Annotated in this window: 6 protein-coding genes and 5 pseudogenes; 5 read left to right on the top strand and 6 right to left on the bottom strand. The window is 67.6% G+C overall.

Features of this window, described 5'->3' with window-relative positions:
• The first annotated feature begins 202 nt into the window (after positions 1–202).
• Together ACIPSE_RS46255 and ACIPSE_RS46260 are read left to right on the top strand one after the other, a co-directional pair.
• On the top strand, positions 203–3088 hold the full coding sequence (locus ACIPSE_RS46255) for a BTAD domain-containing putative transcriptional regulator (RefSeq protein ID WP_401676040.1): 2886 nt from the start codon (positions 203–205) through the stop codon (positions 3086–3088).
• A 154-nt stretch (positions 3089–3242) separates the two neighbouring features.
• A pseudogene (locus tag ACIPSE_RS46260) lies at positions 3243–3713 on the top strand (transposase family protein); the annotation flags it as partial.
• A gap of 76 nt (positions 3714–3789) precedes the next feature.
• Here ACIPSE_RS46260 and ACIPSE_RS46265 read toward each other — a convergent pair.
• Both ACIPSE_RS46265 and ACIPSE_RS46270 read right to left on the bottom strand, forming a co-directional pair.
• A complete protein-coding gene (locus tag ACIPSE_RS46265) occupies positions 3790–6708 on the bottom strand; it encodes an AfsR/SARP family transcriptional regulator (RefSeq protein ID WP_401676042.1) in 2919 nt (972 codons plus the stop codon).
• An 836-nt stretch (positions 6709–7544) separates the two neighbouring features.
• Positions 7545–8246: pseudogene (locus ACIPSE_RS46270) on the bottom strand (glycosyltransferase family 2 protein); the annotation flags it as partial.
• Between ACIPSE_RS46270 and ACIPSE_RS46275 the strand changes: the two are divergent.
• Positions 8235–8783, top strand: a pseudogene (locus ACIPSE_RS46275) (ABC transporter permease); the annotation flags it as partial. The pseudogenes ACIPSE_RS46270 and ACIPSE_RS46275 overlap by 12 nt on opposite strands.
• A gap of 1007 nt (positions 8784–9790) precedes the next feature.
• Here the strand turns inward: ACIPSE_RS46275 and ACIPSE_RS46280 are convergent.
• Positions 9791–12670, bottom strand: a complete 2880-nt coding sequence (locus tag ACIPSE_RS46280; protein WP_401676078.1) for a BTAD domain-containing putative transcriptional regulator — start codon at positions 12668–12670, stop codon at positions 9791–9793.
• 171 nt (positions 12671–12841) lie between these two features.
• Here ACIPSE_RS46280 and ACIPSE_RS46285 point away from each other — a divergent pair.
• Positions 12842–13187: pseudogene (locus ACIPSE_RS46285) on the top strand (transposase); the annotation flags it as partial.
• Positions 13188–13723: 536 nt separating this feature from the next.
• On the opposite strand, the gene ACIPSE_RS46290 reads toward ACIPSE_RS46285, so the two are convergent.
• The 3 genes from ACIPSE_RS46290 to ACIPSE_RS46300 form a co-directional block, all read right to left on the bottom strand.
• Positions 13724–13861: a hypothetical protein gene (locus ACIPSE_RS46290; protein ID WP_401676082.1), complete on the bottom strand. Its 138-nt coding sequence runs from the start codon at positions 13859–13861 to the stop codon at positions 13724–13726.
• A gap of 314 nt (positions 13862–14175) precedes the next feature.
• Positions 14176–15111, bottom strand: coding sequence for a cytochrome P450 (locus ACIPSE_RS46295; RefSeq protein WP_401676044.1), 936 nt, complete (start codon positions 15109–15111; stop codon positions 14176–14178).
• 514 nt (positions 15112–15625) lie between these two features.
• On the bottom strand, positions 15626–16000 hold the full coding sequence (locus ACIPSE_RS46300) for a hypothetical protein (protein WP_401676046.1): 375 nt from the start codon (positions 15998–16000) through the stop codon (positions 15626–15628).
• A gap of 570 nt (positions 16001–16570) precedes the next feature.
• Here ACIPSE_RS46300 and ACIPSE_RS46305 point away from each other — a divergent pair.
• Positions 16571–16778, top strand: a pseudogene (locus ACIPSE_RS46305) (transposase family protein); the annotation flags it as partial.
• Positions 16779–17212: the final 434 nt, after the last annotated feature.

The raw sequence follows: 17212 nt of genomic DNA on the forward strand, positions 1-17212 counted from the left end.
GGACGTGCAGAAGCCCGGGGTGCTCGCCAAGCTGCGCAGGCTCGGCGTCGGCGAACAGCCGCCCGGCGGCTGGAAGTCGTTCCTCAGCGACACCGACGCACCCGGAGAAACCTCCTGACGCGACGGTCCCCGCCCCAACCACCGGCACACCGGACATGGGTGCCGAACAGTCGCCTACGGGCCACTTGGAAAGGACAGAGCAGTGGACGGCATACGGTTCGCCGTACTGGGGCCGGTGCGCGCATGGTGCGGACCGGACGAGATCGATCTCGGCACACCGCAGCAGAGAACACTGCTCTCCGTGCTGCTCCTCGCCGAGAACACACCGGTACCCAACAGTGAAGTGGTCGACGCGGTGTGGGGATGCAGACCTCCCGCATCGGCGTACACCGTCGTCCGAACCTATGTGCACCGGTTGCGCAGAGCCCTGCAGGAGAGCGGTGACCCCACCGGCGCGACGATCGTCTCCAGCGGTGACGGCTACCAGCTCACCGTCCGCCCGGAAGCCCTCGACCTCCGCGTCTTCCGGGACCTGACGTCACAGGCAGCACAGGCGCGGCAAGAGGGACGGACCCAGGCCGCACTCGACCTCCTGCAGCGTGCTCTCGGACTCTGGCACGGCAGCGCCTTGTGCGGCCTCCGCGGCGACTACGCCGAGGCGCAGCGGGTCAGGCTCGACGAACTGAGACTCTCCGCGGCGTTCACCCGCCTCACGCTCAACCTCGACCTGGGGGCCCACGAGCAGGTGGCCTCCGAAGTGGCCACGCTGGCCGCCGAGCATCCCCTGGACGAACGCCTGCGCGAACTGCACATGCTCAGCCTCTACCGCTCCGGCAGACAGGCAGCGGCCCTCGACGTGTACCAGGAGACCCGTCTGCTGCTGGCGGAGGAACTGGGTGTCGACCCGGGCGCCGGACTCCGCACACTGCATGAGCGCATCCTCCGTGCGGACGCCGATCTGCTCCCGCCGCCGTGCACACGGGAGCCCAGCTTGCCGCCGTCCACCATGGCGGTGGCTCATCTGCCCCCGGACCTGGCGGTGTTCGCCGGCCGGACCGCCGAACTCGACAGCGTGCTACGGCTGGAGCCACAAGGCACGGTCGTGATCAGCGCCATCGCCGGTACGGCCGGGGTCGGCAAGACGGCCTTCGCGGTGCACTGGGCGTGGACGGTCGCCGACCGTTTCCCCGACGGGCAGTTGTACCTGAACCTCCGGGGTTTCGACCCGGCGGGCACACCCATGCCACCCGAATACGCCCTGCGGAGCCTGCTGGAGTCCCTGGGGGCCGACCCCCGGGGCCTGCCGCAGGACGTCGACAACCTGACGGCTAGGTACCGGACCTTCCTCGCCGGCCGGCGTGTTCTCATCCTGCTGGACAACGCCCGCGACGCCACGCAGGTACGGCCGTTGCTGCCGGGCAGCCCAGGCTGTCTGGTCATCGTCACCAGCCGCGACCAGCTGACCGGGCTGATCGCCGTGGACGGTGCCACGTCCCTGAACCTGTCCGTGCTGCCGGAGGCCGAGGCCCGCGCGCTGCTCTCCCGCAGACTCGGGGAACAGCGGGTCGCGGCGGAACCGGACGCCGTGGCACAGATCATCATGCGCTGCGCTCGGCTCCCCCTGGCGCTGGCCGTCGCCGCCGCCCGCGCCGCGACCCGCGTCAGTCTCCCCCTGGCGGTGATCGCGGAGGAACTGCGGGACAGCGCGAAGAGTCTGCGCGGCTTCGAGGAGAGCGGCGATCCCGCCGCCGACGTCCGTGCGGTTCTCTCCTGGTCGTACCAGGCGCTCTCGCCCGGCGCGGCCCGTCTGTTCAGACTGCTCGCCCTGCATCCCGGCCCTGATGTCACGGTGCCGGCCGCGGCCAGCCTAGGCGGGCATTCCGTGCTGTACACAAGGCACTTGCTCGCCGAACTGTTCCAGGCGCATCTTCTGAACGAGGAGACGCCGGGCCGTTACTTCTTCCACGACCTGCTCCGTGCCTACGCGACCGAACTGACCCACGCCGTCGACCCACCCGATGAGGCCCGGACCGCGCAGCGCCGCATGTTCGACCACTACCTCCACTTGGCATCCCGGCGAGCCGAACTGGTCGGACCGGCAAGGGCTTTGATCGACCTGCCGCCGGTGTCGGACGGGGTCCTCGCCCAGGACGAGGCCGAGCGCGAGAGCGATGCCATGGACCTGGCCGGTGCGATGCGTTGGTTCGGGGACGAGCAGGCGACGCTGCTGCTGTGTGTCCAGGAAGCTGCCCTGCACCAGTTCCACGTCCACACATGGCAGCTCGCTTGGGCCATGGCCCCGTACTTCCATCTGCGCGGGCTGTGGCGGGAAGAAGAGGACGTCAACCGGGTGGCTCTGCGAGCGGCGCGCAGTCTCCAGGACCGGGCCGCCCAGGGGTACGCCCACCGAGGCCTCGTCGTCGCGATGGCGGGTTGTGGCCGCCTCGACGAGGCGGCGGCGCACGCGCGCCAGGCCATCGCCTGCTTCTCCGAGGCGGGAGACACCCGGGCCACCGCGGAGAGCTACGGCACCCTCGCCTGGGCGGCCGACCACCAGGGAGACCTGCGCACGGCCCTGACAGCGGCACGGAAGGCCCTTGCCCTGTTCCGCACCCTCCACACCCGCGGAGGCGACACTCGCACGCAGACGGCGGTCGCCTTCTCACTCAACACCGTCGGATGGATCCTGATCGGACTCGGCCGGTACGAGGAGGCCCTGCGGCACTGTCAGGAGGCCCTGGACCTGTGCGTCGAGGTGGGCGACGAGGTGAACTCGGCGATCATCTGGGACAGCGTCGGTCTCGCGCAGTATCACCTCGGACAGTACGGGCACGCCGTCACCAGCCTCACTGCGTCCCTCGCGCTCGACCAGAGGAACGGAGGCAGTCCCTGGCTCATCGCCGGAACCCTCATGCGCCTTGGAGACGCGCATCTGAGGATCGGCAACCCGGAACCCGCGCGCGCCGCCTGGTCCGAAGGGCTGGAGATACTGGACCGGCTGGACCTCTCGGACGTGCAGCAGACCCATATCAGGGACCTGCCCGAGAACGCCGCCCCGGGAACTGTCTCCCCCGGCGTGACCCGGTGACACCACTGGCCACGGCCTCAAGGGCCGGTGGCCGCGGAACCCGACACGGGCCCGACTGCTGGGAGCGGACGGTGCTGCAAGTCGGTTCAGTGGTCCGAGGCGTCACTCAGACCCACGTCCTCCCTCGGCGCCTACTCCTCGCAGGTTTCCACAAATCGGTTCGGGCAGTGACTTTCCGTTGTTGGCCTGTCCGTGGGTGGCTGCGGTGGAGGAGCAGCGGGAATTGGGGCAGGTGCGAGGCCAAGTGAGGAAACGTGCGCCGGGTGCGGGTGCGGGTGCGGGTGCGGGTGCGGGTGCGGGTGCATGGTACCGGTTGGTGTTTGTGGACCGGCTGGTGGTCACGCTGTTCATCTGAGCCATGACCTGCCCCAGGTGGTCTTGGGCGTCCTCTTCGGTGTCCATCGCTCGACGGTCACTCGGGCCGTGGGTGAGGTTCGCCGGCTGCTGGCAGAGCGGGGTTCTGCTGTTCCCGAATGTCCTGGCTTGCCGCTTCGAACGCTGGAGGATGTATTCGCCTTGCCCAGGCCGAGGGCGTCGAGTTGAGGCTGGACGCTACCGAGATCCGGGTCCGGCGGCCTGCCGCGGGCCGGGCCGCAGACGGGCGTTCGTCTCGGGCAAGAGGAAGCACGGTCATCCGGCGAGTCCGGCCACCACTGCGCTGCCGGGGTCCCGGACTCCGACGCGTTCTCGACGTAATTCCCTCAGAGGGTGATGCCGTTCTCGGCGTCATCTTTGCCTATCCTGTCGAGCAGTTCCGTCTCCAACTGAGGACACTGCCCGTGCACGGCCAGGTCGTGCGACGTGATCCACACCGACCTGGCCCATTCCGTGTGGCCGAGCCGCATCAACGCGTCTCCGAGATCCCGGGACGCGCTGATCTCCATGCGGGTCGCCTTGATCTCGCGCGCCAGGGACACCGCGGTCTCCGCCGTCCGGGCGGCCTCCGCGAAGGAGGCGAGCTCCAACTGGGCCCGAGCCAGCTTGCAGGTGATGCCCGTGCGCAGCAGACGTTCCTCCTCGGGCAGCAGCTCCAGGGCCTGCTTGAAGGTCCGTTCCGCCTGGGCCGGCCGGCCCAGGTCCTGCTGCACGGAAGCCAGCCGGAAGAGCGCCCAGGCCCTGCCCTGGGTGTCACCGAGTACGTCCTGGAGATGCAGCTGACGGAGCGCGGTGTCGAGCATCTCGCTGTCCCGTTCGCCGGCCAGGAGCCGAAAGTGGATGACATTTCCCAGCGCCATCGCCTCGACGGAGAGATCACCGATCGCTGCGGCGACCGCCGCCGCCCTGCGGCCCTCCGCGATCGCCTCGTCCAGTCGCTGCCGTTCCCTTTCGATGACCGCGCTGACATTGAGGGTCATGGCCTGTACGACGGGATCATCCTCCTGGAGCGACAGATCGATCGCCCGGTCGGTGACCGCACGGGCCTCGTCGATGCGTTCCATCTCCATCAGGGCGCCGCCGAGCATGTAACCGGCTCTAAGCTCGGCCCGCTGATCCCCCGCGCGCCGGGCGGCCGCCACGAGTGTGCTCCCGATCTGTGTCATGTCGGGCCACCGATGGTCTGCCATGAGGACGGGATCGAGCGCGAGCAGCAGGTCCGCCGCGGCCGCCGTGTATTCCTCGGCCGCCTGCGCCACCACACTCAGCGCGTCCGTCAGACGCCTGCTTCCCCACCGCAGGGCGACCTCCTGGTTTCCGAACGACAGTCCCCGCACCGTCGTGGTCAGCCGTGAGGGCAGAGTGTGGCCGGGACGCGTCATCGTGTATGCCTGGAGCGCCGTGGCCAGGAAGTAGTCCACCAGCGGGGCGATCGCCTCGGACCGCGCCGCCGGACCGTCCTCCTCCCTCGCCTGCTTGCGCGCGAACAGCTTGACGAGGTCGTGGTAGCGGTAGTGGCCCGGGGCGGGAGACTCCAGTACTCCCGCGGAGAACAGCGAGTCCAGCAGATGCTCCGCCTCGTCCTCCGGAACGCCGAGCACCGCCGACGCCTCACCGAGCTCGATGACCGGTAGTTCGAGCAAGGACAGCGTGCGCAGGGAGTGGGCCTGCTCCGGGCCCAGCCGCCGATAGCTGAGGTGGAAGCACGACTCGACCGTCAGCTCCTCGACCCGCAGTTCCCTCAGCCGCCGCCGCTCGTCGAGCAGCCGCTCCAGCACATCGGGGATCGGCCACTCCGGGTGCACCGCCACTCTCGAAGCGATGATCCGCACCGCCAGCGGAAGTCCGCCGCACAGTTCGACCACCCGCAGCACCGCCAGCCCCGCCGCCGCCGTCCGCGCGCCGCCGACCACCCGCCGGAACAGGTCTCCCGCCGTCCGCAGGTCGAACACCTCCACCGCGAGCCGGCCCGTGGCGGGCAGGGACAGCAGCCGCGACCTGCTCGTCACCACCGCCCCGCTGCCGTTCGCCCCCGGCAGCAGCGGACGCACCTGATCCGCGTTCTGCGCGTTGTCCAGCACGACGAGGACCTGCCGCTCCGCGAGCACGGACCGGTAGGCCGCGGCCCGCTCCTCCGCACTCGCCGGGATCTGCTGCTTGGGGATGCCGAGCGCCCGGAGGAACTGCCCCAGCACATCCCGCGGATCGGCCGGTACGTCGTCGGCGCCCCGTAGGTCGACGTAAAGCTGCCCGTCAGGAAACCGATCCGCGCAGCGATGAGCGGCGTGCACCGCGAGGGCCGTCTTCCCCGTTCCGCCCATCCCCGTCAGCAACACCACCGGCGTGGCTGTCCCTGCCCGGTCCAACAACAGGGCCTTAACTGCTGCCACTTCGGATACGCGTCCGGTGAAATCGCCTAGATCAGATGGCAGTTGAGCGGGCCGGACCAGACCTGATCGCTCGTCTCTGCCCGGCGGATGGGCGACCACGGCCGGATCGGAGTTCAGTATCCGTGTCAGCAGGTCCCGCAGTGCCGGACCGGGCTCGACCCCCAACTCCTCGGAGAGTGTCCGCCGCGTGTCGTGGAAGACCGCCAAGGCCTCCGCCTGGCGGTCGCTGCCGTACAGCGCGAGCATCAACTGCCAGCACAGCCGCTCCCGAAGAGGATGCGCCGTCGTCAGCGCGATCAGTTCCGCCACGACCTGGCGATGCGCGCCCTGTTCCAGCTCGTAGTCGATGCACGTCTCCGTCACCGACAGACGCAGCTCGTTCAGCCGCGTCCGCTCGACCTCGGCGAAAGGCCCCGGCACACCCTTCAGCGGAACGCCCGCCCACGCCTTGAGCGCCGCCCGTGTCCTCGCCACTGCCGCGGCCGGCGCCAGTCCTCGTGCCTCGGCCACCTGCCGCTCGAACACGGTCAGGTCGAGCCGGTCGTCCGCCACCCGTAGCGCGTATCCGCCTCCTACGGACATCAGCACCTTCTCGTCGGGTGCGGCGCGGCCCAACAGACCGCGCAGACGCGAGAGATAGGTGCGCACCACCGAAGCGGCGCTCGTCGGCGGCGCATCGCCCCACAGTCCGTCGACGAGCTCATCCATACTGACGCACCGTCCCCTCGCCAACAGCAACACGGCCAGCATCGCTTGTTGTTGAGGGGTCCCGAGCGTCAGCTCGGACGTACCCGTCCAGGCGCGCAACGGCCCGAGCACCGAGAACGTCAGGTTGTGTATTCGATCAGATGACATGAGACCGGGGACTGTAGCGCATGGGTCCTCGCCGGATTCCTGGACATTCTGCCGGTACCGACGTGGCAGGTGCGAGGCGGATAGCGTGGCTAAGGGGGTGTTGATGTGATGTGTCCGTCCCGTAGTCGCTGGTGACGGAGGGCATGGTCACCCCAGGAGGACGCGGCGGGGCACAGGAGGGGGAGCTCGTGCGGCCGTACGTCCGCCACTTGACCGAGCCGAGGTCCCTCGCGTGCACGCGGAGCGGTCAAGGTCCGGGTTTCGCTGGTAGAGGCAGAACCGGGCGATGGTGCAGGGAGCCATGGCGGGCGGTGTCGTCCAGGTTTTTGCGATCTAGCCGTTGGGTCAGGTGACGGGCGCCGGCCGAAGCCGGTGCGAATCCGGTCCGGGCGAAACCTGTCCGACTCTTCCTCTGCCGTGCCCGCTGGCCTCGACCGGCCCGATGAGCTGGATCTGATGGTGGACTGCGGAGTTCTCCACCAGGGCGACGGGGCGGTAGCCGCCGCCTACCAGGTGCTCGCTGGGCAGCACTCGGCGCCGACGGAACTGGTTGTCGGATGCCAGGCCAGGCCAGCCTTGACCATGTCTCTTATGACGTCCGTGACAACGCTGGTCAGCGCGGCCGCGGACGGGTGGTCGATCTCGCGATCGCGGCAGGCACTGACATGTCATGGGCCGATCTGAAGCCGAGGACGGCTTCTGCCCCGGCTTCGTCCGCGCACTCGGCGAAGACCGTACAGGCTCGTCGCGTGACGGAAGCGAGACAGCGCGATCCGGATGCCGTGCCTCGATCGGTAGTCGGGTTCCACCCTCAACTGCTCCAGTCGAGCGCGGCCAGCGCGCGCCCGTGCCTCCGTCACACGGGCAGCCCGCTCCACCCTGTCCACATGCGCGGGCTGCCTGGTCACCTGGCCTTACTACTTGCGGTACAGCAGACCGGGCTCGCCGGTGAACCAGCCGCGGCTGACGGCGTCCAGTGCCAGCAGCAGGCCGGTGTCCTCGGAGGTGGGCAGAGCCATCCCGCCGCCCAGGGCGAGCAGTAGTTCACGGCGGACGAAGAGGGTTCCCGGGACGACCAGCGGCAGGGCGTGAGCCTTCCAGTGCGCGAGCAGCGCGCCGTGTGCGAGAGGGCCCTCGGCGGGATCGGAAGGGAAGCCGACCGTTGACTTGTCGGGCAGTCGGTCCAGGGCGCGGGAGGTTGCCCAGCCGAGCTCCGGATCGGCCTCCAGCACAGCCAGGTCGCGGGTGAGCGCGCCTGGGGTGAGCAGGTCGTCTGCCTCCAGTATCTTCACGTACGGACCGGTCGCGTGTGCGAGTGCGATGGTGCGGGCCACCCCCGGCCCGCCGGGGCGGCCCTCCTGGAACGTCACCCGTGAGTCGGCGGGCACGTGTTGGCGCGCTTCGTCCGTCCGGTCGTCTTCCCGCATTACCCAGCGCCACTCCCAGACTGCGGGTAGCTCCTGCGCGCACAGGGAGCCTTGGGCCTCAGGAAGAAGGCGGGCGGAGGGGGCGTGGACAGCCGTGATGTCGGCTGGCAGGCCGCGAAGACCAGCCTCGGCTTCGACGGGCACCCGACCGTGGTCTACGTCAAGGCACAGGAGGACGCCCTCGAAGCCGTCTCGGTGGTGCTGCCGCGCACGTTGTACCCGCAGCTGCCAGGGCTCGTGCAGGTCAGCCGGCCCTCGGACGCCCTGGCGGTGAAGCGGGCGACCCACACCGCGTTCTCCTCGCTGTTCCTCGGCCTCGCGCTGCTGGTGGGCGGCATCGGCGTGGCGAACACGATGTACATCTCGGTGCTCGAACGCTGCCGTGAGATCGGTCTGCGACGCGCGCCCGGCGCCAACCGGGCGCAGATCAGGGGGCAGTTCCTCACCGAGGCGGTGATGCTGTCGCTGCTCGGCGGAGCCACCGGCACCGCGATCGGGGTACTGGCCACCGCCGCCTGGGCCCTCGGCCAGGGGTGGCCGCCCGTCGTCCCGGTCACCGTGATCGGGGCCGGCGTGGGCGGCGCTGTGGTCATCGGAATGCTGGCCGGCGTGTACCCGTCGTTCCGCGCGTCCAGGCTCACTCCGACGGGAAGTGTTGGCCACGACCTGAACGGAAGCCGTGCGGGGCGACATGACCTGGTGCACAACCAGACCGGAGGCAAACGCGGCGCACCCGAATGCGGGTGCGCCGCACCGGCCAGTCGCCGTGCCCCTGCCAGGACTGACCGCATGAAGAAGGCCATGGCCGATCTCTCGACTACAGTGCTTGATCAAGAGCTGTTCATCGATCTCGGTCTGCAGGGCATGTGCGCGAGCCCGGACAGTCACACCCTCGCTGACTCGCGCGTCGCGCACCGCGGCGTCGAACTGATCGGCAGCGACCTGCCCGTCGACGGAGCACCCGCCCCCGGCCGTCCGCGCGAACCTCCACACCATCGGCATCAGCGTTCTGGGCCGCCTCCACGCCCACCTGACCGACCCGGCCCGACGACGACTAACTGACCTGACCTGGCTCTGCTTCTTCACCGGCTTCTTCGAAGCCGTCTACCGAACCGGCGCCTTCCCCCGCAAGCGCAACCTCCTCGCCCACGTGGACGAGCACACCACCGTCGCAGGCGTGACCCGCGCCGTGCCCAGCTATGTCCTGGACGACATCGACGACCAGATGAAGCTCGCAGACACCGTGGGCGCGGGCGTACGCCAGGGCTGTGGAGATGTCTGCCGAGCCGGCGACGTAGGCGACCGCTGCGGGTTTCAGGGAGTCGAAGCGGGTGTTGTAGAGCCGGCGGGCTTCGGCCCAGGCCCTGGTCGCCGGGACGGACGAGTGTGCCGTCCAGGTTCGACGACAGGGCTGTCGAGTCCGCGGCGGTCGCGGGGCTGCTGCCTGCCGTGCGGCCAGGCGAGGCGGTGTTCCCGGTGCCGGTGGTCCGGGCAGTGCACGCGGTGGTGGCCGCCGCCGTGAGCGCGGCGGCACTGCCGATGAACGTATGCCGTTGAATGCGCGTCTCCTGTCGGTTCTGTAGAGGGAGACGGGGTTCGGGCGCGGCGAGTTCAACAAGCTTTCCGGGGACGGCCGCGGGTCTCCGCTCTCACCTTCAGTTTGACTCCCGCTGTTCCGACTCCCCTTGTTCCGGGTCCCGTTCGTCGAGGAGGCGCAGTGCCGTGCGGACCGACTCGGCGTCGGCGTGGTCGAGGCGCTCGAAGATCTCCAGCGCCTCGGTCCAGGTGCGCCGGGCGTCGTCGGGGCGGCCCGCGCTCAGATGGGTCTTCGCCAGGCGGTCGAGAGTGCTGGCGACGAACCACGGAAGATCCTGGTGGCCGCGGTACAACTCCAGCGCGCTCTGATAGGCGGAGACCGCCTCGTCGTACTCGCCGAGCCGGTGGTGGGCGTGGCCCACGCTGTCCCAGGTGTGCGCCGCGTGGATGTTCTCCCCGAGGCCCAGCCACTGGTCCAGCGACTCCCGGCACCGGTCGAGCGCCTCACGGTCGCGGCCGAGGCGGGACAGGCCCCAGCCGACCGCGTTGAGAGCGGCGGCCACAGCGGTCCTGGCCCGCTCGCCGCCCGGCTCGCGGCGTTCTTGGGCCTGGTACAGCGACAGGGCCTGCTGTGAGGCGTCGAGAGATGCTTCGAGGTCCTCCTGCTGATCGGCCACCCAGGCGAGCGTGATGAAGCACTCCGGCCGGTCTCTCGTACCGTCCACCTGGATGAACAGTTCGATGGACTGCTCGATGTGCTCGCGCGCCTCCCGGAGGTGTCCGAGCCCTCCGAGGGCGACACCGAGACCGTGGAGCGCGTCGGCCTCGGCGGCCCGGTCGCCCAGTCGGCGGGCGGCGTTCACCGCCGCGAGGCGCAACGCCCGAAGATCGTGCCAACGGCCCCGTTCGTGCACATGGTTGGCCATGGACCAGGCGAGTTGCCAGGTGTGCGTGTCGAAGTGGTGGGCGGCGGTGGCCTCGACGGCTCCGGTCAGCACCTGGAACTCGGCCCGGACCCAGGCCTTGGCACGGTCGGAGTCGGCGCCGAACTCCTCAACGGTCGTGCTTTCGGCCGCTGGCTCCAGCTCTATGAGCCGTCGGCTGGGGTTGAGCAGCGCGACGGCCCGGTGGGCGCTGTGGAGATAGTGATCGAACATACGGCGGCGGGCCGCGTGCCGTTCCGCGGGCGGTTCCTGCTCGTCGGCGAGTTCCGTGGCATAGGCGCGGAGCAGGTCGTGGGAGGCGTAGCGGCCGGTGGCGGGCTCGGTCAGCAGGTGGGCCCGGAGGAGCTCGGCGAGCAGCCGACGGGTGTGCGGGAGGCTGAGTCCGGCGAGTCCCGCCGCAGCGGGCAGGGTGGCCTCGGGGCCCGGGTGCAGCGCGAGCAGCCGGAAGAGGCGGGCCGCGCCGGGTGTGAGCGCGTGGTACGACCAGGAGAACACCACGCGCACGTCGGCCAGGACGTCCCCGTTCGCGAAGGCCTCCAACCCGCCGGCGCTGTCACGCAGTTCATCGGCGATCACACTCAGTGGGAAGGCCGACCGGATGGCCGCGCGGGCGGCGGCCACTGCGAGCGCCAGCGGCAACCGGGCACACCAGGTGATGATGGCGTCGACCGCTTCGGGCTCGGCCTCCACACGGGCCGATCCCAGACGCCGGGCCAGCAGCGCACGGGCTTCAGCTACGGACAGCACGTCGAGGTGGACGGGGACGGCACCGTCGACGGCGACCAGGCCGGAGAGCTGATCACGACTGGTGACGATCGCCAGGCAGCCGGGCGCACCGGGCAGCAGAGGCCGGACCTGAGCAGCGTCGCGGGCGTTGTCGAGCAGCACGAGCATGCGTTTGCCCGTGAGGAGGGTGCGGTAGCGGGCCGCGAGCGCGTCGGCACCCTGAGGCAGCGCCCGCGGATCGGCGCCCAGGGACTCCAACAGCGCGCGCAGCGCGTCCTCGTGACTGACTGGCAGGGCGACGGGTTCGAAGCCACGGAGGTCCAGATAGAGCTGCCCATCAGGAAAGCGGTGGGACACCTGCCTCGCCCAGTGCACGGCGAACGCGGTCTTGCCCACGCCCGCCATACCGGCGACGGCGCTGACGACCGCGGTGCCCCCGGCATGCAGGGCCTTCACCGCGCCCAGTTGGGCGTCCCGACCGACGAACACGGGCAGAGCGGGCGGAAGTTGCGTCGGCACGACGGCATCCGAACCGCCGGCTGCGGGCGCGGAATCAGCCTTGGTGGACTCCGGCTGATGGTGAGCGACGAGGAGGCCAGGGTCGGTGCGCAGGACCCGCTGGTACATGCTCTGAAGGGCCGGACCGGGGTCGACGCCCAACTTCTCCGCCAGAAGTGCCTGTGCCTCGCAGTAGCTGTCGAGCGCCGCAGCCTGCCGACCTGATCGGTACAGAGCGAGCATCAGCAGTTCCCTGAACCGCTCGTCCAGCGGGTGCTCAGCGACCAGCTCGGTGAGATCGGCCACGACCTCGGCGTGGGACCCTAGGCCCAGTTCGGCCGCGAAGCGGCGCGCCTGCACGGACAGCCGCAGCTCGTCGAGTCGTTGACGCTGGGTCCGCGCGTACTCGCCACGGATCCCGGCCAGCGCGGTGCCCTGCCACAGGCGGAGCGCGTCGTGCAACTGCTGTACGGCGCCCTTGGTGTCACCTGTCTGCTGTGCCTGCTCGGCTCCGGCGAGCAGGTCATGGAAGGCGCTGAGGTCTGTTCGGCCTGCTGAGGTGGGCAGTTGATAACCGTCACCGACAGATCGGATGACGGATCCGCTGGGGGAACCCTTGGGCTCGACGGCCTTGCGGAGCCGGTGGATGTACGTCCGCAGAATGCCGGCCGAGGAAGCGGGCGGACTGGCTCCCCACAGTGCCTGGGCGAGTACGGCGGTACTGGCATGCGCGCCCTCGGCAAGCAACAGGACGGCCAGCACCGCTCGTTGCTGAGGCGCACCTAGCTCCGCCTCCTCGGACCCGCGCCACGCTCTGACAGGGCCCAGCACACTGAACCGCAGCTCGCTCTCCAACCGGCTTCCTCCTCGGGTGTTGCGCGTCCGGCATCAGGGCGCGACCGCGGAGTTTGGCAGAGTACGCGAGGCAGGAGGCAACTGCCCTTCCTGACAAGCCACTACGACGCCATTTCAGTTGGTGTGATCTTGCGGCAGTCTGGGTTGATGACTGCTGCGCTTGTCGAGCGGATGGCGCCGGAAGAACTGTGGACGTTGTTCCAGCGGGTGGTGCCGCCAACACCGGTCCGCCCGCAGGGTGGAGGACATCGTCGGCGTGGGGACCGCGAGGTGCTGGCGGCGATCGTCTTCGTGGCCACCTCGGGCTGCACCTGGAACCAGCTCCCACCGAGCTTCGGGCTGTCGGGGGTCACCGCCTTCCGGCGGTTCACCGAGTGGACCGAGGCCAGGGTACGGGCCAAGCTGCACCGCCTGGTCCTGGACGAACTCGGCGCCCGGGGTGAACTGGACTGGTCACGGTGCGCGATCGACTCCGTCAGCGTCGGGGCCCTCAGAGACATCTCAGGGGGCTATGAAGTCAAGCCGCCTGCCCGGTCGGGGGTGACCGATGTGGCGCTCTTCCTGGGCGGCCGCCCAGGTGCCCGGCTCGCGGGCCGGATGTCGGTGAGCACATGCAAGGACACGATGCTGCGACTGATCAGAGCACTGCCCGAACCGGATAGTGGCCCCGTCGAAGCCCTCGGGGTCGACGAGTTCGCGCTGCGCCGCAGGTGGAAGTACGCGACGGTCCCGGTCGACATGACCACCCGCTGACTCGTCGACGTACTCGAGGCCCGCACCGCCGAGACCTTCGCAACCTGGTTGCGCCGGCACCCGATCGGTGGCCAACTCGAAGAAGCTCAGTGGGAGCCACGTTATCGGCTATCAGGTGACAGCCATACCCGGCACTCCTGGGTGGGTGAACCGTACGAAGGGCTCACCGCCTCCCACAGGGAAACGTAAGGGATCAGGTGACGTCCAGAGGCGCGGGTAGAGCCAGCACTGCGACAGGCGCCCTGCTCATCGACACCGTCGACACTCAGAGGCTTATCACTCGACGGAGCGGCGGCTGAAGAAGCTCAGTGCTTCCGCCCCTATGGCCAGCCGACGCTGACGCTCGTCCAGATGCGGCAACAACACCTGGAACTTGGCAGCCAGGACCGCCTCGATCCCCTCCGGTCTTCCCACACCAGAACAACGAGCCCCACAGCCGGAAGCCACCACTTGTTTCCCGGCACGCCCTTACCGGGACTTGACAGGTCATTGAGATTCAACGAACTACCTGAAAACCCTCTCTGGGTAACAACTGCCCGAACTGGCCCGGGCCCTCGACGGGCAACAGCACATCACCATCGTCAGAGGGCGCCGAGAACGACATCGTCTCGACCTGTCTGTCAGCCTCCGAACCCAGAACCCACCGGCTGACGTTGCGGTCAGGCCAACAGGGCGGCGAGATCCAATTGCTGGATTCGGTGGCGATGCACTGATGACGTCGGCCGCTCTCACCAGGAGGCGAGAGGACGATCATTGGGCGGTGAAGGCGGAAGAAAGGGAAGCTCAGCGCAGCGGAGGGCGAGTGCCTCGAAGGCTGCTTCCAGACTCAGCCGCGCGAGCGCGACCCCGGCACATCGAGTGGAACCATAACCGAATCCGATTTGCTTGTTCGGGCGTCGAGTGATGTCAAATTTCAACGGCTCTGGGAACACTCTAGGATCGCAGTGCGCTGAGGTGATATCCAGAATTACGAGGTCACCTTCCTTGATGTCGGAATCTCGCAGTTTGAAGTCGATGCGCGCATAGCGGATAGTGGGGTCGTAAATCCCGTTACACATCCGCATAATCTCGTCAACGGCACTTGGAATCAGCCGGGGATCGCGAATTATGGCGTCGTATTGTTCAGGGTGGGCAGAGAAAAGACCGATACCGGTTTCGATTCTGACGGCAGTCGATCCACTGGCGGACATCAAGAGCACCAAAGTGGTCAAAAGTATCTGACGGTCCGTCAAACCATCTGGCCCGTGCTGGGCTTGCACCAATTCGCTCAGCACATCGTCGCCGGGCTGGGCCTTCTTGGTGGCGATCAGATCTAGGGCGAACTCGGTCAAGCCGTTCATCTTCCCATTCGAGTCCCGGCCAAACTCGGTGACATTAGACGCAGCTAGTACATCGCCAGAAGCCAAGAAGCGCTGCATTTCGTTCAATGGAATAATGAATTCTGAAGGAATCCCCAGGTGAAGGGATGCGACTTGTTCCGGCAGTGGCCATGCGTAAGTTGGCATGCAGTGCATGGGAGTCGACTCGGCGAAAATAGAGTCGAGTAGCTCATTCGCGATCGCTGAAGCCTGAAACCGTAGCTTCCCTACTCGTCGAGGAGACAAAGGTGCAGCCATCACCTTGCGCGTTGCAGCTCGCTCAGCTGATTCTGTGTCGAAATCCATGCTGGGTCCACCGCCTAGCGATGAATGCCATCGTGGGGCTGAGTGAGGATCAGGATGAGATCGCCCCAACCGCGGGTCCGCCAATAGTTTCTTCACGTCCTCATAGCGGCTGACCAGCCATGCTCCATCCCCAGTAGACGTCCTTACCCTTGCCACAGGATTCTGATTCTGAAGGTGCCAATATCTCTCCACCATCTTCCTGGCGCCAATATTCTCATCGAATGGTACAACTTCAACCTCTAATGCTTCATTCATGGCGCGATCATCTCTTTCGCCTCTTTCGTATCGGTCAGATAGAAAAGTTACATGAATTCCCGTTGTGGAACCGGGAGTCGTCGATCAGGGCGGCGATAAGGTGGTGCCGCCCCGCGATATTCAGCCGATTCGGACCCGGCGGAACTCTTCGCACTGAACGGCAGACGACGCCACGACTCACCGGTAGAGCCATCCCTTCATCATGTGCTACCGGTGAGAGCAGGGTCAACTCCGAGTGCGCCCACCAAAGGCCACGTGATCACTCGGGATCGGCTTTGTGCGGTGTTGCTGACGAAGCACCCGGAGGCCTTGTGGCCACAGAAGCCGATGCAACTCTCATCTGGGCGGCGGAGCTCAGGGATGATTGGGCAGCGGAGCCTGGCGAAACGTGGAAATTCTTATTGCTGTTACGGTTTGATACATTATGTGCACCGCGGGTCCCGTTGCTATTGTGGTTGGTAATACTGCCCTCGGGTTCGTTACTATTCAGATTGACTACCGAATCATAAGGCCCGTTACTCTCGTTGCTATTGTCGTTCTCCACGTCTCCCGTGGCTTGGGTTTTGTTGCTGTTGTCGTTGACGAGATTCACCGAGGTTTCCCTGTTTGCGGGATCCTCTTCTGGGTGCTCCATGGGGGTAGACCCTACGGTGGTGGATGCACCTTCCTAATTACGCGGAATCGGAAGGTTTTTCCCGAGCGTTTTATGGAACAGGGCTACTGGTGAGAATGCAGTATGTGGACTATTTTTCTATCCATTTTCACTTTCCCTAATATTTTTTGAGTGTGGGGCGGTCAGGTCCAATAAACGTGGAACGCGACTGTACTCGGCTGACACATTTTGTGGTGGGTGCCTCTGAGGCGCCCTTCGTTAAGAACCCGCTGTCACTCAATACGTGACCGGTGGAGTTCTGGTTCAGCCCAGTTGCACCAGGGCTGTTTCAAAGTCCCGGTGACGCTGCGGAGTTCCAGGTCACGATCGTGTGACTGCTACTGGTCGACCCGTCTCGTACGCAACGAAGCTCTGGTTGGAGCGGGTGATCTCTCAAGTTGCCCTGCCGAACCGGAGCTTCGATGTGCCGCCAGTCTGCCAGTGAGCCCTTTCCAACCTCCCGTGTCGGCTGGGCAGTTGGCCTGGCGAACGGGTGAAGCCGCTGGTAGATGGGTTTTCGACCAAGAGAACCGTCTCCACCAGAGGCTTCGCATGCTTGTCTGCCCGTCCAGCGTCGACGTGTCCAGCTCTGCCCTCCGCTTCCTCGCCGCCCGTCTGAGGGAACACCGACGCACTCTCGGCACCCGATGGCGGCGCCTGAGCGCGGGCCGACAGGCCCTGCTCACCCTCACCCACCTCCGCAACGGACGGCCCTACGCCCAGCTGGCGGCCGGTTTCGGGATCCGCACCACCACCGTCTTGGATGGTGTGGTGCCATTCGTACATGGCGCAGATCTTGTCGGCCAGGTGCGACCGCGGGGTACAGGCGCACCTCGGGCCAGTCGTCGGGCCAGGGCATCGGGACGGCCGGCTCGATACGGCGCACGGGCAGGGCCGCGCGGTCGAGGGTGTGGGCCGCGTCGCTGCCCGCCTCGGCGGTCGCCTCGTCGACAACCACCAGCTCGGGGTCGAGCAACAGGACGCGAGCAAGGGTCAGTTGCTGGGCCTGGTGGGCAGGTGAACTCCGTCGATCCCGAGGGCCGTGTCGATGTCGTCGGGAAGCGCGTCGGTCCAGTCCGCGGCGCCTACCGCGGCCAGCGCGGATGTGATCTCGCGAGCCGTCGCCGCCGGGCGTGCGAGGCGGAGGTTGTCGGCGAGGGTGCCGGCGAACAGGTGGTGCTCCTGGGGTACGAG

It is taken from the genome of Streptomyces sp. NPDC090106, assembly GCF_044747265.1.
Classification (GTDB): Bacteria; Actinomycetota; Actinomycetes; order Streptomycetales; family Streptomycetaceae; genus Streptomyces.